This is a genomic window from Psychromonas sp. MME2 (genome assembly GCF_040566515.1).
GTDB lineage: Bacteria > Pseudomonadota > Gammaproteobacteria > Enterobacterales > Psychromonadaceae > Psychromonas.
Window position 1 is genome coordinate 699,792 of the sequence record NZ_JBEWXI010000002.1, and the last position, 24,188, is coordinate 723,979.

The window sequence follows — 24,188 nt, forward strand, 5'->3', positions numbered from 1 at the left end:
AATAATGAAAGCAACCGTTGCAGCACGGTTGCTTTCTTTTTTAAACTGGGCAAGGTTATTGAGGGTATTTCTGCTAAAATAACGCGATTGTATCTATTTGTTCCCCTCAATTGGGGCTATTTATTCAGAAGAGAGTTATGAATAAAAAACTATTTGCGCTTAGCTGCGTATTATTTTCCCTTGTGATTACCCCGTTTAGTGTCGCCAAGCAGGCAGCCCCTGCGCCACGTGCCGTACCCGTCAAGACCGAAGTTGTTGGACTGCAAGAGAGGGCGCAATCGATCTCCTTAATCGGTAAGTTGCAATCGCAGCACTTTGTGAATTTGGCCTTTGAAGTATCAGGTAAAATCAGTGCTATTCATGTTAAAGCCAATCAACAGGTAAAAGCTGGACAGTTATTGGTACAACTTGATGATCAAACGGCACAAACGGAACTACTTGAAGCGCAAGCCTATTTGGCGGATGAAAAACGTAAGTTAGCTGAATTTAGTAAGTTATTGTTAAAAAATGCCACTTCACGAACACAGGTCGATGCCCAGTCGGCGTTGGTAGAAATTGCAGCGGCCCGTTTACAGGCGGCAAAGGTTCACCTCGATTTACATTATTTACGCGCTCCATTTTCAGGTACCTTGGGCTTTATTGATTTTAGTTTAGGTAAACTCGTTAATGTAGGTGAAAGCTTACTAACCTTAGATGACTTGTCAGTAATGGATCTTGATTTACATATCCCTGAGCGTCATCTTTCTCAGCTTAGGATTGGCATGCCCGTTAGTGCAACGACCTATGCCTGGCCTGATAACCGTTTTATCGGAGAGATCAAAGCGATCGACTCTCGTATTAACAGCGATACACTTAATTTACGTGTACGAGTACAGTTTGCTAATCAGCAGCTACAACTGAAACCGGGCTTAATGATGTCAGCGAAAGTGAATTTCCCTGCCGTGGAACAAGCTATTATCCCTATTCAAGCGCTTGAATATTCAGGTAGTAAACGTTTTGTGTATGTGATTGATAAAGAGAGTCGTGTAACACGCCAAGAGGTGATACTCGGTGCACGTATCAATGATAGTGTGCTCATTGAAAAAGGCGTTAACGTCGGCGATGTGGTCGTTGTACAGGGCTTAGTGAATATGCGTGATGGCCTATTGATTAAAGATTTAGGTGACCCAAAAGATAACCGGGAGGTGCACTGATGTGGCTCTCTGATACAGCGGTAAAACGACCCGTTGTCGCGATTGTATTGAGTTTATTGCTCTGTGTCTTTGGTGGTGTCTCTTTTTCAAAACTCGCAGTGCGTGAAATGCCCGATGTAGAAAGCCCCGTGGTGACCATTAATACCCGTTACGATGGTGCTGCTGCCTCGATCATGGAAAGTCAAATAACCTCGGTGATTGAAGAGCAAATCACCAGTATTAGTGGTATTGATGATATCACTTCGGTGTCGCGTAATGGCATGTCTCGTATTACCGTTACCTTTGAACTCGGTTGGGATTTAACGGAAGGTGTCAGTGATATACGTGACGCGGTCTCAAAATCGATACGCCGTTTACCCGATCAAGTGGATGCGCCCATTGTCTCTAAAAATAATGGCGCGGGTGAGCCTTCTATCTACATAAATCTTAATTCAACGGTGATGGATCGAACACAGTTAACAGATTATGCGGAGCGTGTCCTAGAAGATAGATTTAGCCTCATTTCTGGTGTCAGCTCGGTATCATTGTCCGGTGGCTTGTATCAGGTAATGTACGTGAAATTGTTCCCTGATTTGATGGCGGGGCGTGGGGTGACGACCAAAGATATTCTCGATGCACTGAAAAGCGAAAATATTGAAAATCCCGCGGGTGAAGTGCGTAACGATACGACTGTTATGTCAGTGCGAGCGGCACGTTTATATGAAACCCCTCAGGACTTTGATTATCTGGTGGTACGCACCGCTAATGATGGCACACCAATCTATTTAAAAGATGTTGCTAAGGTGTCCGTTGGTGCTGAGAATGAAAATTCCTCCTTTAAAAGTAATGGTGAAATTAATCTTAGCTTAGGTATTATTCCGCAAACCGATGCAAACCCTTTGCAGGTGGCGCAAGCGGTGCAGCAAGAAGTGGACAATATCCAACAGTTCTTACCGGAAAATACCACGCTCAAAGTTGATTACGATGCGACTGTATTTGTCAAACAATCGATAAGTGAAGTTTATCAGACCCTGTTTATTACTGGCGGTTTGGTGATTCTGGTTTTGTATATTTTTATCGGGCAAGCGCGTGCTACGTTGATCCCCGCTATCACCGTTCCTGTCTCTTTGATCTCCTCTTTTATTGTTGCTTACTCCTTGGGCTTTTCCATTAACTTAATCACCTTAATGGCACTCATTTTAGCCATCGGTTTGGTCGTGGATGATGCCATTGTGGTGGTCGAAAACATATTTCACCATATTGACCGAGGTGAAAAACCGCTATTAGCGGCGTACAAAGGGACGCGTGAAGTGGGGTTTGCGGTTATTGCCACCACGCTTGTGTTGGTGATGGTCTTTTTACCTATCTCTTTTATGGATGGCATGGTTGGTCTATTGTTCACTGAGTTTTCGGTATTACTGTCGGTGTCAGTTATCTTCTCTTCACTTATTGCGTTAACTTTAACGCCCGTATTGAGCAGTAAAATTCTTTCCGCTAAACGCAAACCGAATGCTTTTAACCGTTTTACAGATGAACTTTTCCAGCGCTTAGAAGGTTTTTATCGAGATATCGTGAAGCAGGCAATCCGTTTCCGTTATGCTGCTCCTTTTGTGATTATCGCCTGTATTACAGGCTGTCTGTTTCTCTTTAAGGCGATACCGAGTCAATTAGCACCACAGGAAGATCGCGGTGTTATTTTTGCTTTTGTTAAAGGCGCGGAAGGAACCAGTTATAACCGTATGACGGCCAATATGGATATTGTCGAGGCGCGTTTGCTACCTCTATTAGGGGAGGGGTTGATCAAGTCAATCAGCACCCAAGCGCCCGCCTTTGGAGGAAACGCGGGCGATCAAACTGGTTTTGTGATCATGGTGTTGGAGGATTGGGCTGCACGAGATAAGAGTGCCCAGCAAGCCCTTGGCGTGGTACAAAAGGCGCTTGCCGATATTCCTGATGTGAAAGTCAGACCGCTTCTGCCCGGATTCCGAGGTGGCTCCAATAATCCAGTGGAATTTGTCTTAGCTGGTTCTGATTATAGTGAACTGAATGAATGGGCTGAATTACTCAAGGATAAAGCAGAACAAGCTGGTTACTTAAGCGATGGGCAACTCAATTATTCAGAGAAAACACCTGAATTGGTGGTGTCTATTGATAAAGAACGCGCGGCAGAATTGGGCATTAGTGTCAGTGATATATCCAGTACCCTTGAAGTGATGCTAGGTGGACGATCTGAAACAACCTATGTTGAGCGCGGTCAAGAGTACGATGTCTATCTACGTGGAGATGAAAATAGTTTTAATAATGTTACCGATTTAAGCCAAATTTATATGCGCAGTCGCAGTGGGCAATTGATCACCCTCGATACCGTGACAAACATAGAAGAACAAGCAGGTGCCAATAGACTCTCTCATACTAGTAAACAAAAATCGATCACTATCGAGGGGAATATGGGGGGCAGTTACTCTCTGGGGCAGGTATTAGATTATTTAGATGCGCAATCCGCATCATTGTTACCGGGGGATATATCTATCTATTATTCCGGTGAATCGAAGGATTTTAAGGAAAATCAAAGTAGCGTCTTAATTGTCTTTGCTTTAGCTTTGTTGGTCGCCTACTTAGTGTTGGCGGCACAATTTGAAAGTTTTATTAATCCGCTAGTTGTTATGTTAACCGTACCAATGGGCGTCGTAGGCGGGTTTATTGGCTTGAATTTGATGCAGCTGGGACTCAATATATATAGCCAAATCGGCATGCTAATGCTGATCGGCATGGTTACTAAAAATGGTATCTTAATTGTCGAGTTTGCCAATCAATTGCGTGATAAAGGGGTGAGTTTAGATAAGGCGATTATTGATTCTTCTGCGCGTCGTTTAAAACCGATCTTAATGACTGCATTTACTACTTTAGCAGGCGCTATACCGCTTATTTTATCAACGGGAGCAGGTTATGAAAGTCGAATTGCCGTGGAACTGTGGTCTTTTTTGGTATGTCCTTTGCTACCTTCATCACCCTCTTGGTCATTCCTGCAATGTATCGCCTCATTTCTGGCAACACCCATTCTCCGGGTTATGTACAGCAATTATTAGAAGCAGAACTTGCTGAAAATCAAATAGATAAACAGGCGAGAAATATCGATTAATAATGATGGATTGTGACACTAAGCCCGTTAATCATTAACGGATTTAGTGTTGCTGTTACATGACGCGGTTTCTACCTGCTTTTTTAGCAAGGTACAGGTTTTCGTCAGCCATTTTAATTAAAGTGGCTGCATCCCCGTTTTGCTCACCTATGGTGGTGGCAACTCCAATACTAATGCTGAGGCAATTTGAGACCTGAGAGCCTTGGTGTGGAAGTGCTAAATTTTCGATACCAAGGCGCAGCTTTTCCGCTATCTGCATGGCAGCCTCAGGTGTTGAATCGGGTAAAATAACGGTAAACTCTTCACCACCATAGCGGCAAACAATATCGGTTCTCCGTGCGATTAAACTTGATAGCGTTTGTGCAACGCTCAGCAAACATTGGTCACCGGCTGCATGGCCATAGGTGTCGTTATATTGTTTAAAATAGTCAATATCGATCATTAATAATGATAATTGCGAGTGATAACGTTGTGAAAGCAACCATTCTCTTGCTAAAAACTCATCAAACTTACGACGATTAGCAATACCCGTAAGCGCATCTTCATTTACTAGCTGCTGCAATAATTTACTCTGTTCTATCAGTTTTAAATGGTTTTTTATGCGCAGTTTAATCAAAGGTAAACGAAAGGGTTTGGAAAAAAAGTCGACGGCGCCAAGCTCTAACCCTCTAATCTCATTATCCATTTCATCTAACGCAGAGATAAAAATAACCGGTATTTTAGCGAATAGGGGAGACTCTTTTAGAGATTCACAAATTTCATAACCACAGACGTCGGGCATCACGATATCTAGTAGTATTAAATCTGGAATGGTGTTTTTCAGCCGCTGTAGCACCTCTTTAGAGTTACGAGCGACAATAATATGATAATCAGCGGATAAACACTGCGCTAGTACATCAATATAAAGCGGCTCATCATCAACGATAAGAATGGTGCTTTTGCTGGTCATTTTCTTTTGTTCCTAGCTAATATCTATTGCAGATGCCTTGAGCATCTCTAGCAGTTTGCTATGTGCGGCCTCAAATTCAAAGTTATCGAGCAAGATTGTTAAGGGTGTCATATCGATATTACTATCATCATCATTGAGCAGGCATTGTAGCTCAGATAGATGCTGCTTCGCCTCAAATGCCCCATCACGGAGCGATTTTTCAAGGAGCTTAAAAGTATGAGTTACTTTTTCTCTGTTAGGAATTTTGTTACCTGCAAGGTTATCACATGACTTACTGTGAACTGTAATATTATCAAGTAATTCCTGGAGGGTATCTTTAACTAGTTTAAAGCTCATGGCTAGTTTGTCAATTGCGACTTTAGATGAAGATGCACTCTGTCCCGCGAGGTTTTCTAGGTTTTTAGCGTCTTGGTAAAGTGTCTCGGCAGCAATGGTTGCCGCTACTCCTTTTAATGTATGCGCTATTCTTTTGATCTCTTGGAATTTATGTTCAGCGAAGGCATCGTTAATCGCCACTATGTCATCGCCATGGTTGTCGTAAAATTGCAGCAATAATTTTTTTAAAAAAAGTGCATCACCACCGACATTTTTTATGGCTGAGGCAATATTAATTGGCGAGTCTGTGCTTAATAGTTGAGCTGGAAATAGCGATTGCGTTGCTGGCACCTGTTTATTTAAAGGGAGTGGAAATTGGTCTGATTTTAATTTTGCGACGGAGGCTAATATGGCGGTAAACAATGTCTCTGGATCGAAAGGCTTAGCAATAAATAGATTGAATCCTACATCTAAAATCTCTTTCTGTACATTACATGCGGTTATCGCAGATAACGCGATAATGGGTAATTGCTGTTGATCATACTGCTTGCGTATTTGTGTACAGGTTTGGTAACCATTCATGCCCGGCATGTGAATATCCATCAGTATGACATCAAATTCGCCATCGCTTTGCTTGACTAGCTCTAATGCTTTTAAGCCATTATTTGCCACATAGACAGCCGCCCCTTTTTTCTAACAACTTGGTCGCTACTTCTTGATTGATAGGATTATCTTCGACCACTAAAATATTAATACCCTGTAACTTATTGCTGTGTTCTCTGTTTTTCTCTAGTAGTGGTGGCATGCCATTACTGAGGTTTTCCAGTTGTATTAAAAGGTTTTTTATGGTTATAGGTTTTTTTAATATGGCATCGATAGCATTTTCAAGCCCATGATTATCGGCCAGTTGCGAAGTCATTAAGATAACAAAGGGGGGATTTTCTCCTGCAAGTTCTTGGTTTACTTTAATTAGCTCGAGTATAGACGCTTTGCCCATTTTTTGATCCACCAATATGAAACCATAGCGATGGTGTGGGGCATTAAAGCTATCAGATAATTTTGCGATACCATCCTGTATTGATTGCGCAGTGTCGCTTGAAAACTGTAACCGTGTTGCGATATCAGTCATTTCCCGTCGAACGGTTTCATTACCATCAATAATGAGTAAGTGGCAATTTTTTATTGCCCCGTCATACAGGGAACCTGTAAGTGGCGCCGATGATAGAGAATCAGTAGGCAAGGCGAGCGGCAGGTCAAAAGAGAAGGTGCTACCTGTATTAAATTCACTATCAACCCGTAAATTTCCCCCATTAAGGTGATCAGGTTCTGGCTAATAGTGAGCCCCAATCCTGTTCCACCAAAACGTCTGGTTGTCGATGAGTCGGCCTGCGCAAAAGGGCGAAAGAGCCGTTTAAGTTGCTCATCGGTTATTCCAATACCGGTATCCTGTACGGAAAACTGAATACGCAGCGGTTGCTCTTTTCTCTTTAGCTGTTTAAGGGAAAGAATAACATGGCCCGAATTGGTAAATTTTATGGCATTATTCAGTAAATTTAATAACGCTTGGTGGATACGAAATCTATCACCGTAGAGTTGGTCGGGAACATCATGTTGCCCAACAATGATAATTTCAATATTTTTTTCATTGGCATTGACAATAACGAGGTTGATTAAATTGTTAAGAAGCGTATCGAGGCTGAAAATTTGTTTATCAATGATCAGCTGCTGCGCCTCTATTTTTGAATATTCAAGAATATCGTTAACAATATGTAACAATGTTTGAGAAGCGTTATTAACTTTACTCAGGTAATTGTGAGTCTCGGTGTCTACTTTACCCTGCAACGCGAGGTGATTTAAGCCAATAATAGCGTTTATTGGTGTACGAATTTCATGGCTCATATTGGCTAAAAAGTTAGCTTGAGCTTGCTCTGCTTTATTGGCCTTTTTTATCGAATCGAATAATTTTGTCATGGTGCGATTGATGTGGTCAGATAAAAACTGAAACTCACTGATCCCTTTATAAGAGGGGGGCTGTAACTCGGTTATCGCCTTGGTTATTTGTAAAATGGGTTTAAAAATAGAGAAATAGCTGATAGCAGCAAGACTGAATATAAAGAGGGCAAGTAAAATTAGAGTATTAGATATTTTTTTTGTAAGGGTAGTATTGTTCGTATAACTTTCACTACTTTTAACAAATAGAATATCCCATTGCCAAGGTTTAAAGGAACGTTTATAGATAAAATAAGGGGTTTCTTGAATATTCACGACCTGTAATTTTTCGTATTTTAGCTCTTTATTAATGAAACTTTGTAAGTCCGTTAACTGCTCTCCATTATAAACAGTGGTAACATTTTTTTCTTTAAAATTGGTGTAGATAAATTGCCCCTCTTTAAGGATCCCCGCTTTTAAGTCGTAGCGTTTAAAAAAGGTATCTAAGCGACGTATGGCCTTTGTATGGGCAATACGCGATACCACCGGGGTTATGACCTGATTATTGTTAAGCATTTCGTTTAGAGCGTGGTCGTTGATAAGAGAAACGTGGTCTGCCAATAAGGTATATTCCTGCTGCACCTGTGCGAGGGTAAATTTAGTATAGGCATCTTCGGCGTTATTAAATATGAATATAGCGCTGATAATTAAGAGTATCAGTATCTGCAAAAAGAGCCGGCTGACTAGGCCGTTGCCGAGGTATCTTTTATTTAGTTTGAAGGTCATTGCCACCGCCTATTTTTCAAGCACAATAGTGGTTGATGAAAGAGATTTTGGCCAGACGGTTTGCAGTACCCCATTTTGCCATTGACTTAAAAATTGGCGCTGTTTGATTTGTTTCCCCGTTTTGTCAACGGCAAATCGTCCAATGACGGTCACCGTATTCAGGCTAAGAATAGTCTCTGAACCTGCTGTGCATTAATGCTACCCGCTCTCTCTATTGCTTCTTGAAAAATTTCACCGGCGGCATAACTTAATGCAGAAATATAGGAAGGAGGCTGCTTAAACTGAGTGTGATAGGCATTTTTAAAGGAGGTAACATTCGCGTCATCATATTGTACATTTGTCACCCACCAAATGGAGGTGACGGTATGTTCAGCTAATGGCCCTAGCTCTGCTTGGTAGTATGCATCAGCAGCGCCCGACGCAGCACTAAAAAAGGTCATAGGCCTAGACGGGTTATTCGCTAATGCCCGACGCATGGCGATAGTTTCCTCTAATGAACCAGTAAAAATGAGATCGGTCGCATTGGTTTGGATAACTCGTTTCGCTAATTTATTGAAAGAGAACTCATTTTTATTGAATATATGATTGAGCACAATATCTACGCCAATGCTATCGGCCCATTCTTGAGCACCATCAGCAACCGAACGGCCGAAGGCATCATCAATACCGAGTATGGCTAGCTTGTGATCGCCATCAAGGGCAAGTATTTCAATAAAATCATTGGTAATATTGGTGGATACTTGTAAAAGTCCAAAGATATTTTTATAACCCTTACTCCATAATTCACTGCTATTGGCTATCATCGCGATTAGTGGGATTTTAGCTTGTTCAACGATGGGCATGATGGCCCCTGTTAATTTGCTGTTGTAGGGGCTGAAAAGAAAATTTATATTTTTGTTGCGAACATAATCTTGATAGATTGTCATGGCGCGCTTAGGGTCACCTTGATCATCTGTAAAGATCAGTTTAACGGGGTGGCCTAAAATCCCTTGGCCGCTATTAACTTGTTTTTGCCATAGTAGAAGACCATTTTTTATTGATGAGCCTATTCTGCTATTTTCGCCCGTTAGGCTTAATGACAATGCAAATGTAATCGGTTTTTTATCTAATGCTTGGCATAGCGGAGCAACCGAAAAAATGAGTATAAAAGAGAGCAACAAGCGAATATATTTTTTTAGCACCAGGAATCATCCATTATTAATGTTTCAATTATATTGTCTAATTAGCTGATTTTTATACTGATAAGTTGGCGAGGCATTGTATGCTAGTATTAATCATTGAGACCATTATCGCCAGCGCATTTTATAAGAGGTATAGCATGAGTCATTTACAGGGTAAAGTTATTTTAATTACAGGCGCGACATCGGGAATAGGGCGAGCTATCGCCCTGCAAGCGATTGCTAAGGGGGCGCGTTTAGCATTGTGTGGCCGAAGCGATGTTAAAATGCAAAAATTGCGTGCCGACTTGAGTAAGTATCAACATGTTTATAGTTCCTTCTTTGATATTACCAATGAGTCATTGACGATGGCATTTATTGGCGATGTGATTAACCACTTTGGGAAAATTGATATATTGATAAACAATGCCGGTGCTAATACCGCAAAAAATAGTGTTGTGGATATTAAAACTTCCGATTACGAATATATGATCAAACTCAACCAAGTCGCTCCCTTTGTGGTGATGCGCGAAGTGTTTAAGGATATGCAACAGCGTCAAGCTGGCCATATTGTTAACATTCTATCCTCGGTTTGTAAGTTTTCCAATCCAAGTATGGGTGCTTATACGGGATCTAAGGATGGTTTTGAGGGGATGACAAAGGTCTTTCGCAAGGAAGCTGCCGAAGATAACGTGGTGGTCACTGCGGTATACCCTGGTGGTGTCGATACTGATTTTCGAGCAATGGACCGCCCTGACTATTTAAGCTCTGACACCGTAGCACAAGCTATTATATCGATGCTTGAACTACCCGCTGAAGCCGCAGTTCATGAGTTATTACTGCGCCCGCATGTAGAGCGAAATTATTAACATTCTGTTGCCAGAATTTTGCATTCATCTAGGGCGAAAGCTTTAGTCATAGTGTTGCAATTACCGGGGCGCAGGCTTTAGCCTGCTAGTTGTTTGTGGGCTGAAGCCCACGCCCCTTGTGGAATTGTTTGCCGCTGGGGCGCAGGCTTTAGCCTGCTAATTGTTTTGGTGGGCTGAAAACAGGATGCGCAGAGCTTATCCGCTCATGATACTAAACTGTCGTTTAATTCGCTCCACGCATCTTCATAACACATTGCTTATATCATATAACATATCACTCTAATCTATCCGCTTATATTTCATGCATAATAAATTCCAGTTAAATCATGTGCAGTTGAAGGAATATCATGGACAAAAATAAACTCACTCACCTCAAGGCGCTTGAGGCAGAATCAATTCAAATTATGCGTGAAGTGGCAGCTGAGTTTGATAACCCAGTCATGCTTTATTCGATTGGTAAAGACTCATCAGTGTTATTACATCTGGCTCGTAAAGCATTTTATCCGGGTAAAATCCCTTTCCCATTAATGCATGTCGATACTAACTGGAAATTCAAAGAGATGATTGAGTTTCGGAACAAGTTAGCTGAAAAGTATGATTTCGATTTAATCGTTCATAAAAACCCACGTGGTTTAGCGATGAACATTAACCCCTTTGAACATGGTAGTGCTAAACACACTGATATCATGAAAACAGAAGGGTTGAAGCAAGCACTCGATAAATATGGCTTTGATGCCGCTTTTGGTGGTGCACGACGAGATGAAGAAAAATCGAGAGCCAAAGAGCGAGTCTATTCTTTCCGTGATAAAAAGCATCGCTGGGATCCTAAAAATCAACGCCCTGAGTTATGGAATATTTACAACTCTAAGGTGGATAAGGGCGAAAGTATCCGTGTGTTTCCGCTATCTAATTGGACGGAACTCGATATTTGGCAATATATCTATCAAGAAGGTATCGATATGGTGCCACTCTATTTTGCTGCGAAACGTCCCGTTGTGAAGCGTGATGGCGCGCTTATTATGGTTGATGATGAGCGTATGCCGCTTAACGAAGGGGAAGTGCCTGAAATGAAAATGGTGCGTTTCCGTACACTAGGCTGTTATCCATTAACGGGTGCCGTTGAATCGCAAGCGACAACATTACCGGAAATTATTCAAGAGATGTTGCTAACCACAACATCGGAACGCCAAGGCCGAGTTATCGATAACGATTCAGCTGGGTCAATGGAGAAGAAAAAGATGGAAGGGTATTTCTAATTAGCAATGCTAATGGAAATAGTGCCTTCAGCTTTCGGCTCTCACGAGCTATTGAGCAGATTTAATAACTGAAAATTATATTTTTCAAGGATTTAAAATGTCGAATGATACAAATTTAATTGCGACAGATATCGAAGAATATCTACGCGTACATGAAAACAAAGATCTGATGCGCTTTATCACCTGTGGTAGCGTGGATGATGGTAAATCAACACTGATTGGTCGTTTGCTCTATGACAGCAAGATGATTTTTGAAGATCAAATGGCTGCCATTGAAAAAGATTCGAAAAAATTCAATACCACCAATGAAGAGTTCGATTTGGCCTTGTTGGTTGACGGTTTGCAGTCAGAGCGTGAGCAAGGCATCACGATTGATGTCGCTTATCGTTATTTTTCCACGGAGCAACGCAAATTTATCATTGCTGACACTCCGGGGCATGAACAGTACACACGGAACATGGCAACGGGGGCTTCGACCTGTGATTTAGCCATTATTTTGATTGATGCGCGTCATGGTGTGCAGGTACAAACACGTCGTCATTCTTATATCTGTTCTTTATTAGGTATTAAGCATGTTGTGGTTGCGGTTAATAAAATGGATGCCGTGGAATACAGCCAAGATGTGTATAAGAAAATTAAAGCTGATTATCGTGCGTTTGCAGAGCAGTTAAATATTGCTGATATCCGTTTTGTGCCGATTTCGGCATTGAAGGGGGATAACGTTGTTAACGAAAGCGAAAACATGCCTTGGTATCCCGGTTCGCCTTTATTACGTTTATTAAATTCGATTCAAATTAAAACCGATACGAATGAGAAATTCCGTCTGCCAGTGCAGTATGTTAATCGACCAAACTTAGATTTTCGTGGCTTTTGTGGCACGGTTGCATCGGGTGAAATTCGCGTAGGCGATACGATAGAAGCACTGCCATCGGGTAAGCAAAGTAAAGTTAAATCGATTGTTACTTTCGATGGCAACCTTGATAGCGCTTTTGCGGGGATGGCGATTACCTTAACGCTTGAAGATGAAATTGATATTAGCCGTGGAGATATGATTGTTCGTCCCCATGAAAAGCCTGAATCGACAAAAAGTTTTGTTGCTGATGTGGTGTGGATGTCAGAGGAAAATCTTCATGTTGACCGTGAATATATTATAAAAGCGGGCCCTCATTCGACCTATGGTTCAGCGGTTGCTATCAACTATAAAGTTGATGTCAATAGCATGGAAAAAGGGGAGACGACTCAGTTAGCCTTGAATGAAATTGGTAACTGCCATTTTGAAGTGGCAGAGGCTCTACAGTTTGATGCCTATGCAGAGAATCGCAATACGGGGGCTTTTATTATCATTGACCGCCTCAGTAATTCAACCGTAGGTGCTGGTATGATAACCGGTTCAATTGAGTCTCAACTGAACAACAAACCAGCCTATAGTGCCTTCGAACTTGAGTTTAATGCCTTAGTACGTAAGCACTTCCCGCACTGGAATGCGAAAGACCTTCTTAAAGGATAATTGCTAAATGCTATCCACTGGCCGCGTTAGGCTAACAGTGGATAGCCCTAGCTAATGGCTGATTTATATGACGATTCAAGCGTATTTTGTTTTAGCGGTTTTTATAGGCACGATCGTTGGCCTGATTAAATTTCAGCAGCGTCCCAGTCTAGTGCTTGGCGTGACATTGTTGCTGTTATTTATTTCCGATACGGTGACCACTGAGCAGGTATTAAAAAGTATCTCTAATCAAGGTTTAGCGACCTTAGTTTTACTGTTGCTTTGTTCGCTAGCGCTTGAAAAAACGCGTTTGTTGCGCATTATTGCTGCGCGTGTTATCCAAAAAAATTATGCGTCAACATGGCTTCGCCTATTTGCCTTAACGGTATTTTCATCTGCTATTTTAAATAATACCGCGGTCGTTGCCACCATGTTAGCGCCGATTCGTAATAACCCCTATCATGCGGCAAGTAAATTACTGTTACCGCTCTCGTTTGCTGCTATTTTGGGGGGAACATTAACCTTGGTTGGTACCTCTACCAATTTAATTGTGAATAGTTTGGTGTTAGAGGCTGGATTGCCCTCACTTGCTTTTTTTGATTTTACGCTGGTGGGGGGATGCTTGGTTGTCTCATGTGGTTTGCTGCTCTGGGGATTGTGCCGTTTTCTACCCGAGAATAAAGTCTCCGCGGACGTGCAAAAATCCTACTTTATTGATGCGGAAGTGACGCAAACATCGGCACTGATTGGGCGTTCTATTGATGAAAATGGGTTGCGTCATTTAGAATCACTGTTTCTTGTCGAAGTGGTGCGCAATGGGCATCTGTTAAGCCCCGTTGCACCTTCAGAGATAATCCAAGGTAATGATAGATTAGTGTTCAGTGGAGATGTTTCTAAGGTCAAGCAGCTCAATCAGTTTGATGGTTTATCCATTTTTGCTGACCATCAGGGGTTGTTGGTGGATGATTTAACGGAGGTGGTGATCCGTCCCGAAAGTGTCTTGCTTGGAAAAACCTTAAAAAAAGTGGGCTTTAGGGCGCTCTTTGATGCCGCCGTTGTTGCCATCAAACGCGATGGTGAGAAAGTTTCTGGAAAATTGGGCGATGTCGTTTTAAGGGCGGGCGATTACTTGGTGTTAGCCGCTGGTGAAGACTTTAAATCGCGCCGTAATATCAGTAAGAATTTTATTCTAGTGAGTGATGTGGAATTAGATTCCATGCTCAGTGGTGCGAAGGAACTATTGGCTATCGTTGGCTTCTTTATCGCGATTGCCTGTGCCGCATTGGGATTAATTACTCTGTTTAAAGGCATGTTGTTGCTGTTGGGCGTATTGCTGATGAGCCGCTGTTTAACCTCTGGGGAATTATTACGCCGTTTACCCATTGATATTTGGCTCATTATCTCATCCGCATTGTTGTTGTCTAATGCATTGAATAACAGCGGTTTATTAGCTATTTTAAATGAGTTTGTGAATGGCAATGCAATGGGTTTTTCTCCTTTGCTAGCATTAATTGTTGTTTATATTCTCACTTGGACATTAACTGAGTTGGTGACTAATAATGCAGCAGCGGCGCTTATCTTTCCGATTGCCTACGGTTTGGCGAACAGTTTGGATGCTAATCCAATGGCGTTTATTATGGCGGTTGCCTTTGCGGCAAGTGCCAGTTTTGTTAGCCCCTATGGCTATCAAACCAACTTAATGGTGTTTAATGCAGGGCAATATAAACTGCTCGACTTTGTTAAAATTGGTTTACCCATTAGCCTTGTCTATGGGGTGGTGGCAATTACTGCGATTACGTTCGTTTTTGGACTGTAAAGGAAACATATGAATACTCCGTATATAGAAAAAGAAGTGCTTGGCGATAAATCATCGGATGTTGTTTGGCATCAAGCCGCGGTTTCCCATCAAGATCGTATTCAATTAAATGGGCATAAACCAGCGGTGCTTTGGTTTACTGGGTTGAGCGGATCGGGTAAATCGACCGTCGCCAATGCGGTTGACTTAATGCTTTATAATCTTAACGCAAGCACCTATGTTTTAGATGGTGATAATGTGCGCCATGGGCTTAATGGTGATTTAGGTTTTTCTGATGTTGACCGTGTGGAAAATATTCGCCGTATCGGGGAGGTCGCTAAACTGTTTGTGGATGCTGGTTTGATCGTGTCAACGGCATTTATCTCGCCCTTCATTGCCGACCGTGAAATGGTGCGCAAGCAATTGCCAGAGGGGCAATTTATCGAGGTGTTTATTGATACACCACTGGCCGTTTGTGAATCACGCGACCCTAAGGGGTTGTATAAAAAAGCGCGCGCGGGGGAGATTAAAAATTTCACAGGTATTGATTCCGCCTATCAAGCACCGGTTAATGCCGAAGTGCATGTGCAAACCGCAGATAAATCAATTCAAGCCTGTGCTCAACAGGTTATCGATTATTTACAAAAACAGGGTTATTTAGGCCGCTAATGAATTACGATATTTTTAATGGTGATGCCGACGGCATTATTGCGCTTTTACAATGGCGGCTCGCTTTCCCGCTACAGAGCCAGTTAATTACTGGGGTGAAACGTGATATTCAGCTAGTTGAAAAAATCACACCAGCGAAGGGTGATTCACTAACGGTGTTAGATATCTCCATGGAAAAAAATAGCACCGCGATAAAAGACGCATTAGCGGTTGGTGCTGCTGTTTTTTATGCCGACCATCACCGTGCGGGTGACATCCCAGAGCACCCAAAATTACAGGCGCATATCGACCTTGACGCCAATACCTGTACTTCATTAATTATTGATAAGCTTCTTGATGGGCAGTTTCACGATTGGGCGATTGCCGCTGCCTACGGTGATAATTTAATTGTTAAAGCCGACCAGCTCGCAGAATTGGCGGGGCTATCGCGTGAACAGGCTGAACAGTTAAAGGAGCTAGGGACATTAATCAATTACAATGGTTATGGAGCAAGTGTTGACGACCTGCATTATCATCCCGCGCAATTATTTAAAATGTTACGCAATTATCCTTCTCCCTTTGATTTACTAGCAGATAGCGAATCGCCTTTTTATGTTTTACAAAAAGGATATAACGCAGATATGGCAAAAGCGTTGGCCATTACGAATAGTTATCAAAGTGAGAAACTTGCTATTGTTGAATTGCCCGTTAAGGCTTGGGCGCGACGTATTAGTGGAGTTTACGGTAATTTATTGGCGAATAACGACCCTGACAGAGCACATGCCGTACTAACTGAAAACAGTGATGGGAGTTACTTACTTTCGTTGCGTGCGCCGTTAAGTAAAAAGCAAGGTGCAGGTGAAATATGTAGCCAATTCGCCACGGGTGGTGGACGAGCCGCCGCAGCTGGTATTAACGCCTTAGATAAAAAAGAGCTACAACGCTTTATCGATGTAGTCGAAAACACCTACTGACCTTCAGAATCGCAAGTTTCGCTTTGTGGCGCAGGCTTCAGCCAGAGTGTTGCAATCACCTGGGGCGCAGGCTTTAGCCTGCTTGTTGTTTTGGTGGGCTAAAAACAGGATACGCAGAGCTTATCCGCTCATGGCACTAAACTGCTGTTTAATTCACATACAGGGAATTGCACTTGGGGCGCAGGCTTTAGCCTGCTTGTTGTATTTGGTGGGCTAAAGCCCACGCCCCTTGTGGGCTGAAAACAGGATACGCAGAGCTTATCCGCTCATGATACTAAACTGCCGTTTAATTCGCCCCACGCCCCTTGTGGGCTAAAAACAGGATGCGCAGAGCTTATCCGCTCATGGCACTAAACTGCTGTTTAATTCACATACAGGGAATTGCACTTGGGGCGCAGGCTTTAGCCTGCTTGTTGTATTTGGTGGGCTAAAGCCCACGCCCCTTGTGGGCTGAAAACAGGATACGCAGAGCTTATCCGCTCATGATACTAAACTGTCGTTTAATTCGCCCCAGGCTCCTTTGTATAACTAAAAACAATATGTGTAAGGCTGATTTTGTGTAATTAATGTAGAAAAAAACTAAAAAAATCTGCTAATATCCGCACTTAATTTATCTAAATAAATTTTTTTGCAAACAGAGCATCAACCAACATTTATAACGGAATATACATGACGAAGCCGCAAGTTGGACTAACTACACTCTCTGTTCGCAATAAAAACAACCCCTTATCAGTTCACCGCTCACTAAGACTAAAAGATATGATAATGAAAAATATAATGCGAAAGATAGGCTTGTCGATGCTGTTTTTTACGACAACCCTTTTTGCTCAAACCCCGACTGCAGCACAAATGGCACAATTTAAACAGTTGCCAAGAGCGCAGCAAGAACAACTTGCAAAGCAGTATGGTGTTGATTTAAGCGCGAGCGGAAGTAGCGAGGTGGCTGAAAAAAAGCCGTATATCCCTCCAACTAAAACAGTGGCAGAAAGAAATATAGAAAATGTTGATATAAAAGTTGACTACCAAAGTGGCAAGCAATTAAAACCTTTTGGTTATGATGTGTTAGCAGGGCAGGCAACTAATTCACCGATTGATGATATTCCCATTCCTAATGATTACATTATGGGGCCTGGCGATGAAATTAAAATAGAACTCTACGGTAAGGTGAATAATACCTTTAATCTTAAAGTAACGCGTGAAGGTAAAGTCCATTTACCCGAATTAGGTCCTATTAATTTATCAGGCTTAACCTTTCAAGAAGCTCGTGAAGAGCTAACTAATAGCATTAATAATAAAATTATCGGTGTTGATAGCAGTATCACCATGGGCAGTTTGCGTTTAATGCAAGTCTATATTGTTGGCGAGAGTGCTCAACCGGGCGCCTACAACGTTAACCCTATAACTACGGTGACGCAGGCGCTTGTTGCCTCTGGTGGCGTAAAAGTGACGGGCAGTTTGCGTAATATCCAACTAAAACGAAAAGGTCAAATTGTGACCACGTTAGATATGTACGACCTTATTTTAAAAGGTAATACAGCTAATGATGTGCGCTTGCAGGGTGGAGATACTTTATTTATACCCCCGCGAGAGAACACCGTTGTTGTTGACGGTGCAGTGATGCGTCCTGCAATTTACGAGTTAAAAAATAATACCTCGTTAAATGAGTTGATTGAGCTTGCAGGTGGCACGCAAATGGATGCCTTTTTGCAAAATGTTACCGTACGCCGTCTAACCACTGAGGGTGTTGAGGTTAAATCCGTTGACCTTAGCAATAAACAAAGCACTAAATTTAGTATAAAAAATGGCGATGTAGTGCAAGTAAGCCAAGTAAATAAAACGCTGACAAACGCAATAGCAGTGAGAGGCGAAGTTATTCGCCAAGGTGTTTATCAGTTCGTTCCTGGTATGAAGGTGAATGATGTCATTACCTCTATTGCATCGGATTTAAAATTAACCACGGACCTTAACTATGCATTAGTCGTGCGAGAAATTAACGCACAACATGATATTGAAGTGCTGCAATTTGATTTAGGTGAAGCGATTAAAACGCCACACTCTCGTGAAAACTTAACCCTGCAGAAACTCGATCAGATTTTTGTCTTTAGTAATAGTGTTAATAGTCAATTTTGGCGCGGTGAAACCGAAAAATCGGCATTATTATTAGAACAAGAAAGAAATAAAGAGCAACTGTCTCAAGCGGCTAAAGAAAAAATTCAACAAGATGGCATGCCTGAGAAAATGATTGATGATGTCACTGGTGCCGAAGTTGAAGTTTCTTCTAATCAAGATAGCAAGGCGATGGTTGGCAGCGAGTTAGCAAGCCAATCGGTTCAGAAAACCTTCGCGAATCGCAACTTGAACCTATTTTGACCCGTTTACGTTCTCAGGCATCATTGATTAATCCTATACAAGTTATCGAAATTGGTGGGGATGTAAAATACCCTGGCACTTACCCCTTAGTTAAAAATGGGCATGTTAAAGATGCGATTAAAGCCGCGGGGGGGTTATTAGAGTCTGCCTACTTAAATGAAGCTGAATTAACGCGTACCAGTTATGTTGAAGATGATTTGAAAATCAAGCAATATCGTCTTGATTTGCATCAATTAGATGCCGCAAATAGCAAGTCTAATTACCAATTAAGATCAAAAGATCGCCTTAACATACTCACCAAACCGGGCTGGAATGATGAATTAGTCGTGACCCTGCAAGGAGAGGTTCGTTTCCCTGGGGAGTACTCCTTCAAACGTGGAGAAACGATTAAGGATATAGTGCTACGAGCGGGTGGTTTGACTCGTTTTGCAAATGCGGAAGGGGCTGTTTTTGCCCGTGAACAGTTAAAAATTCGCGAAGCAAGGGAGATGAAATACCTAAAGGCGCAGATGCAACAGCAAATTTCAGCCATGACTCTACGTAAAAATAGTGTCACGGGGAGTTATGCATCATCTCCTCAGGATGCGCTTAATGTGGTTAATGAATTAGAAACATTGCCAGCACTCGGGCGTATGGTGATTAATCTACCTGAAATACTCAATAACAATGAAAAATTGGATGTACAGCTAGCGAATGAGGATAAAATTTATATCCCTGAGTTAGTCAAAGCTGTTTCAATTATTGGTGAAGTACAGTTTAAGTCAACGCATACCTTCGATGAAAATTTAACTCTTGATGATTACATTGATTTAGCAGGGGGCATGAAAAAACAAGCCGATAATGACCGAATTTATGTAATTCGCGCCAATGGCTCTGTGATGGTGCCAAAAAGCTCTTACTGGTTTAACAATCAAAATCAGCCATTAAAGCCCGGTGATACTATCGTCGTTCCGATCGATGTTGATTACATGGATGGCTTAAGCGCAGTTGCAACGGCAACACAAATTGTTTATCAATTGGGTGTTGCTTGGAGCGCAATTAATAATTAATCGCAATCACGCAAATAATTTTGTTTATAAAGATACAGGCATTGCTTAACTAAGTGATGCCTGTCATAGGCTAATCAATGAATCATAACTACCCTGAAAATATGCAACCTTTTATGGCTGCACAAGCTGATGATGAAATCGACCTGCGTGAATTGTTTCATGCACTATGGAAAGGCAAATGGATCATCATACTCTGTACCGCTGTGCTTGCCGTTGGCGGTGTTTTTTTTGCTTTATCGCAACCCAATACCTATAAATCTGATGTGTTACTCGCTCCCACGCAGGGCAGTTCTGGCGGAGGTTTGTCAGGACAACTTGGTGGCTTAGCTGCATTAGCAGGAGTTAATATCGGTGGTGCACAAGCGGATGATCCTAAGGTTGAGGCATTAGCCGTTTTACAATCGCGTAAATTTATCGACGCTTTCATTGTTAAACATGACCTGTTAGTGCCCCTGATGGCCAGTACAAAATGGATAGAGGATAGTAACACCCTGATTTTAGATGAAGAGCTATATGATGCCGCCACTAAGGAGTGGTTATTTGACCCAGAAGAAAATGAAACGTTAAAACCGACCCTCTGGGATGCTAATAAAGCATTTAAGGAATTACTTGCAGTATCGGAAGACAAAGAAAGTGGTATGGTGACTATCAGCGTTACGCACTTTTCTCCTTTTGTTGCACAGCAGTGGGCGACATTATTGGTTTCTGAGCTTAATGAGTGGATGAAACAGAACGAATTAGACAATATCCAGCAAAAATCTTGGCTATTTGCAGTCTAAAATAGACGAAACATCTATTGCTGAATTGCGTACGGTATTTTATCAAATGGTAGAAGAGCAGATTAAAAAAAGAATGATTGCCGAAGTACAGGATGAATACGTTTTTAAAACCATTGACCCTGCCGTGGTTGCAGAGGAAAAAGCTGGACCTAAACGCGCCTTAATTTGTGTATTAGCAACCCTGTTAGGTGGTATGTTAGGTGTCGCCATCGTACTCGTGCGGTTCGCCTTTAATAAAAAAGAGCCAACAGAGCTCACTACAACCGTATAGTCAAGCAAAGCTCAAATTAGCCTGCCAGAGTATTGTAATAATTAGGGGCGCAGGCTTTAGCCTGCTTGTTTTTGGTGGCCTAAAAACAGGCTGCGTAGAGCTTATGTTGGTTATGGGGCGCAGGCTTTAGCCTGCTTGATTTTGGTAGGCTAAAAACAGGCTGCGCAGAGCTTATGTTGTTATGAGGCGCAGGCTTTAGCCTGCATATTTAGCACTGTCATTATTCATATTCATAAGCACCATAAAAGCGTAGTTCAGCATTATTTAGACCACCTGTTTTTTGGGTGGGCTAAAGCCCACGCCCCTTGTGAGCTAAAAACAGGATACGCAGAGCTTATGTTGTTATGGGGCGTAGGCTTTAGCCTACATATTTAGCGCTGTCATTATTCATATTCATAAGCACCATAAAAGCGTAGGTCAGCATCATTTAGCCTGCTTGTTGTATTTGGTGGGCTAAAGCCCACGCCCCTTGTGAGCTAAAAACAGGCTGCGTAGAGCTTATGTTGGTTATGGGGCGTAGGCTTTAGCCTACATATTTAGCACTGTAATTATTCATCTTCATAAACACCATAAAAGCGTTGGTTAGCATCTTTTAGCCCTGCTTTTACCGCATTGTTTTTAATATATTGATAAGTCATTACAAATTGCTTTTCCGTTCTGACGACCTTATCAAAATAACTCCGATCCCAGACAATCCCTCTTCTTTGATAGTGTTGGTTTATCAAAAAAGCACTACCACCCTTTATTTTTTGCATAATATTAACAAGTGGCAATATTTGCTGAAAAAGCAGGTGGATATGATTGGGCATAATCGAGACTGCAATAAGTTCATAACAACTGGTATTTTTTGCTTTAAAAAAAGCGATAAGTTTGCCAATGATTTCATCATTTAATATTGCCCCTGCATTACAAATATCTAAAAATTGGTCTTGTTTAAATTGTTGCTCTGAAACACTTTGGCTTATATCCGGCCTGTTTTTGTGAAGATAGTAGCGAACACTCTCCTGTGTTCTAAATGTCACGAACTGAATTGCATTAATTTGATCGATATGAAAAAGAGTTTTATGAAGCATAATATAGTGCCATTAAAAATGGATTCATTATTGGTTTAAACAGCTAAGTCTAGAACAGCAAAGCAACATCGACAATTAACGGTTCCCCGCAGTTTATATTGCTCACTAGACTCAGACTTCAGTCAGAGTATTGCAATCACCAGGGGCGCAGGCTTTAGCCTGCTTATTTTTGGTGGGCTAAAGCCCACGCCCCTTGTGAGCTAAAAACAGGCTGCGTAGAGTTTATGTTGGTTATGGGGCGTAGGCTTTAGCCTACATATTTAGCGCTGTCATTATTCATATTCATAAGCACCATAAAAGCGTAGGTCAGCATTATTTAGACTACCTGTTTTTTTGGTGGGCTCAAGCCCACGCCCCTTCACTGCCCCTCATTCGTAACGCTACGGTGGCAAAAAATCAATATTTACCTAATATTATTCCTATTAATTTGAAAATTAGATAGGGAAATCAAGCGTATGCAGATACTCCATCACGGTGCGACTTGTGGCGTAACTGGCTCTTGCCATCAACTGATGATTGATTCGCAAAACAGTCTACTCATCGATTGTGGCTTGTTTCAGGGGGCTGAAATTGCCAATCACAAAAATGAACAACACTTAACCATTGAGTTTGATATTAGCACCGTGCAAGCGTTATTAGTTACACATTGCCATATCGACCATGTTGGTCGCATTCCCTACCTACTCGCCGCAGGTTTTACCGGGGCGATTCTCGCAACAGAAGCCACTGCTTCCTTGTTGCCCATGGTGCTAGAAGATGCGTTAAAAGTTGGCGTGACGCGTAATAAATCGATTATTGATGCTTGTTTAAAACGGTTAAAAAAGCAGTTAGTTTCGGTGCCCTATAAGCAATGGTTCAATGTGGCGCTCACTGGCAATAGTAAAACTAAAATTAAGTTCCAACCTGCAGGGCATATTCTTGGTTCGGCTTACATTGAAGTTGATGTGAAAGTGTATAATAGTCAGACACAACGAGTCGTCTTTTCTGGAGATTTAGGCGCTACCTATTCGCCCTTGTTGGCATCACCCAAAAGCCCCTATAAAGCGGATATATTGGTATTGGAAAGTACCTATGGCGATAAAAATCATGTTGGGCGCAAACAGCGTAGTGAAGCCTTGCGTAAGGTGCTAGAAAAAGCGGTGGCAGATAATGGCGTAGTGATCATCCCCGCATTTAGTATTGGCCGCACCCAAGAGCTATTGTATGAACTTGAAGCGCTTATTTCATCCGCTAAAAATAAAAAACTAGCAGAAATTGAGATCATAGTGGATTCTCCAATGGCAGCTAAGTTCACTAAATACTATCAACAATTCCAATCACTGTGGGACGCCGAAGCGAGGCGACGTATTACGCAAGGGCGGCAACCACTCAACTTTGATTCACTCTACACCATTGATACCCATCAACAACATTTACAAGTTATCGACTATTTAGCGAAGCGCGATAAACCCGTCATTGTTATTGCTGCTAGTGGCATGTGTAGTGGTGGGCGAGTCGTTAATTATTTACGTCGATTTTTAGCAGAAAAAAGTACCGACGTGCTATTTGTTGGTTATCAAGCCGAAGGAACATTAGGGCGCGATATTCAGCATTACGGTCCGCGTGGCGGTTATGTGTTTATTGATGGCCAGAAAATAACGATTAATGCGGGCATACATACCCTATCAGGGTACTCTGCCCATGCAGACCAAAGCAACTTAGTTAACTTTGTAAAACGAATGCGACATAAGCCAGAAAAAGTGATCCTAGTGCATGGTGACGCAGAGGCTAAGCAAATATTAGCTAAACAATTGCAACAACAGGGAATTAGCGTTGTTTTTGGTGGCCTGAAAACAGGATGTGAGAGTTTATGTTGATTTTAGGGCGTAGGCTTCAGCTAGAGTATTGCAATCACCTGGGGCGCAGGCTTTAGCCTGCTTGCGTTGGTGTTTTTTTGGTGGGCTCAAGCCCACGCCCCTTGTGGCCTGAAAACAGGATGTGAGAGTTTATGTTGATTTTAGGGCGTAGGCTTCAGCTAGAGTATTGCAATCACCTGGTGCGCAGGCTTTAGCCTGCTTGTGTTGGTGTTTTTTTTGGTGGGCTAAAGCCCACGCCCCTTGTAGGCTAAAAACAGGATGCGAGAGTTTATGTTGATTTTAGGGCGTAGGCTTCAGCTAGAGTATTGCAATCAC

Annotated in this window: 18 protein-coding genes and 1 pseudogene; 13 read left to right on the forward strand and 6 right to left on the reverse strand. The window is 42.0% G+C overall.

Annotated features, from left to right (window positions below):
* Window positions 1-137: 137 nt before the first annotated feature.
* Both AB1A03_RS03570 and AB1A03_RS03575 read left to right on the forward strand, forming a co-directional pair.
* Complete coding sequence (locus tag AB1A03_RS03570; protein WP_354623198.1) at window positions 138-1,193, forward strand: efflux RND transporter periplasmic adaptor subunit; 1,056 nt, start codon at window positions 138-140, stop codon at window positions 1,191-1,193.
* Window positions 1,193-4,311, forward strand: a pseudogene (locus AB1A03_RS03575) (multidrug efflux RND transporter permease subunit). Before AB1A03_RS03570 ends, AB1A03_RS03575 begins: the two are co-directional and overlap by 1 nt.
* A gap of 55 nt (window positions 4,312-4,366) precedes the next feature.
* On the opposite strand, the gene AB1A03_RS03580 reads toward AB1A03_RS03575, so the two are convergent.
* The 5 genes from AB1A03_RS03580 to AB1A03_RS03600 form a co-directional block, all read right to left on the reverse strand.
* A complete protein-coding gene (locus AB1A03_RS03580) occupies window positions 4,367-5,260 on the reverse strand; it encodes a GGDEF domain-containing response regulator (RefSeq protein ID WP_354623199.1) in 894 nt (297 codons plus the stop codon).
* A gap of 12 nt (window positions 5,261-5,272) precedes the next feature.
* Window positions 5,273-6,247 (reverse strand): response regulator, encoded by a 975-nt coding sequence (locus AB1A03_RS03585; RefSeq protein WP_354623201.1) that lies wholly within the window; start codon window positions 6,245-6,247, stop codon window positions 5,273-5,275.
* Window positions 6,237-6,704 carry a DNA-binding transcriptional response regulator gene (locus AB1A03_RS03590; RefSeq protein WP_354623202.1) on the reverse strand — a complete coding sequence of 156 codons (468 nt, stop codon included), beginning with the start codon at window positions 6,702-6,704 and terminating at the stop codon, window positions 6,237-6,239. Before AB1A03_RS03590 ends, AB1A03_RS03585 begins: the two co-directional genes overlap by 11 nt.
* Window positions 6,705-6,754: 50 nt before the next feature.
* Window positions 6,755-8,290, reverse strand: a complete 1,536-nt coding sequence (locus AB1A03_RS03595) for a sensor histidine kinase (RefSeq protein WP_354623203.1) — start codon at window positions 8,288-8,290, stop codon at window positions 6,755-6,757.
* A 158-nt stretch (window positions 8,291-8,448) separates the two neighbouring features.
* Window positions 8,449-9,471 carry an amino acid ABC transporter substrate-binding protein gene (locus AB1A03_RS03600; RefSeq protein ID WP_354623204.1) on the reverse strand — a complete coding sequence of 341 codons (1,023 nt, stop codon included), beginning with the start codon at window positions 9,469-9,471 and terminating at the stop codon, window positions 8,449-8,451.
* 137 nt (window positions 9,472-9,608) lie between these two features.
* On the opposite strand from AB1A03_RS03600, the gene AB1A03_RS03605 reads away from it, so the two are divergent.
* The 10 genes from AB1A03_RS03605 (at window position 9,609) to AB1A03_RS03650 (ending at window position 20,944) form a co-directional block, all read left to right on the forward strand.
* Window positions 9,609-10,316, forward strand: coding sequence for an SDR family oxidoreductase (locus AB1A03_RS03605; RefSeq protein WP_354623205.1), 708 nt, complete (start codon window positions 9,609-9,611; stop codon window positions 10,314-10,316).
* Window positions 10,317-10,663: 347 nt separating this feature from the next.
* Complete coding sequence (gene cysD, locus AB1A03_RS03610; RefSeq protein ID WP_354623206.1) at window positions 10,664-11,572, forward strand: sulfate adenylyltransferase subunit CysD; 909 nt, start codon at window positions 10,664-10,666, stop codon at window positions 11,570-11,572.
* A 97-nt stretch (window positions 11,573-11,669) separates the two neighbouring features.
* On the forward strand, window positions 11,670-13,079 hold the full coding sequence (gene cysN, locus AB1A03_RS03615; RefSeq protein ID WP_354623207.1) for a sulfate adenylyltransferase subunit CysN: 1,410 nt from the start codon (window positions 11,670-11,672) through the stop codon (window positions 13,077-13,079).
* A 67-nt stretch (window positions 13,080-13,146) separates the two neighbouring features.
* The gene (locus tag AB1A03_RS03620; RefSeq protein ID WP_354623208.1) at window positions 13,147-14,874 is read left to right on the forward strand and encodes an SLC13 family permease; all 1,728 of its coding nucleotides are present in this window, start codon (window positions 13,147-13,149) and stop codon (window positions 14,872-14,874) included.
* A 9-nt stretch (window positions 14,875-14,883) separates the two neighbouring features.
* Window positions 14,884-15,522 carry an adenylyl-sulfate kinase gene (gene cysC, locus AB1A03_RS03625; RefSeq protein ID WP_354623209.1) on the forward strand — a complete coding sequence of 213 codons (639 nt, stop codon included), beginning with the start codon at window positions 14,884-14,886 and terminating at the stop codon, window positions 15,520-15,522.
* Entirely contained in the window at window positions 15,522-16,475 is a 954-nt protein-coding gene (locus AB1A03_RS03630) for a DHHA1 domain-containing protein (RefSeq protein WP_354623210.1), read from the forward strand. The genes cysC and AB1A03_RS03630 overlap by 1 nt, the downstream gene beginning before the upstream one ends.
* Window positions 16,476-17,240: 765 nt before the next feature.
* The gene (locus AB1A03_RS03635) at window positions 17,241-18,845 is read left to right on the forward strand and encodes an SLBB domain-containing protein (RefSeq protein WP_354623211.1); all 1,605 of its coding nucleotides are present in this window, start codon (window positions 17,241-17,243) and stop codon (window positions 18,843-18,845) included.
* On the forward strand, window positions 18,842-19,894 hold the full coding sequence (locus AB1A03_RS03640; RefSeq protein WP_354623212.1) for an SLBB domain-containing protein: 1,053 nt from the start codon (window positions 18,842-18,844) through the stop codon (window positions 19,892-19,894). The genes AB1A03_RS03635 and AB1A03_RS03640 overlap by 4 nt, the downstream gene beginning before the upstream one ends.
* Before the next feature lie 77 nt (window positions 19,895-19,971).
* Window positions 19,972-20,673 (forward strand): Wzz/FepE/Etk N-terminal domain-containing protein, encoded by a 702-nt coding sequence (locus AB1A03_RS03645; RefSeq protein WP_354623213.1) that lies wholly within the window; start codon window positions 19,972-19,974, stop codon window positions 20,671-20,673.
* Window positions 20,663-20,944 carry a GNVR domain-containing protein gene (locus tag AB1A03_RS03650; protein WP_354623214.1) on the forward strand — a complete coding sequence of 94 codons (282 nt, stop codon included), beginning with the start codon at window positions 20,663-20,665 and terminating at the stop codon, window positions 20,942-20,944. Before AB1A03_RS03645 ends, AB1A03_RS03650 begins: the two co-directional genes overlap by 11 nt.
* 548 nt (window positions 20,945-21,492) lie before the next feature.
* On the opposite strand, the gene AB1A03_RS03655 is transcribed toward AB1A03_RS03650, so the two are convergent.
* Window positions 21,493-22,017, reverse strand: a complete 525-nt coding sequence (locus AB1A03_RS03655) for a transposase (protein ID WP_354623215.1) — start codon at window positions 22,015-22,017, stop codon at window positions 21,493-21,495.
* A gap of 455 nt (window positions 22,018-22,472) precedes the next feature.
* Between AB1A03_RS03655 and AB1A03_RS03660 the strand changes: the two genes are divergently transcribed.
* On the forward strand, window positions 22,473-23,873 hold the full coding sequence (locus tag AB1A03_RS03660; protein ID WP_354623216.1) for an MBL fold metallo-hydrolase RNA specificity domain-containing protein: 1,401 nt from the start codon (window positions 22,473-22,475) through the stop codon (window positions 23,871-23,873).
* Window positions 23,874-24,188: the final 315 nt, after the last annotated feature.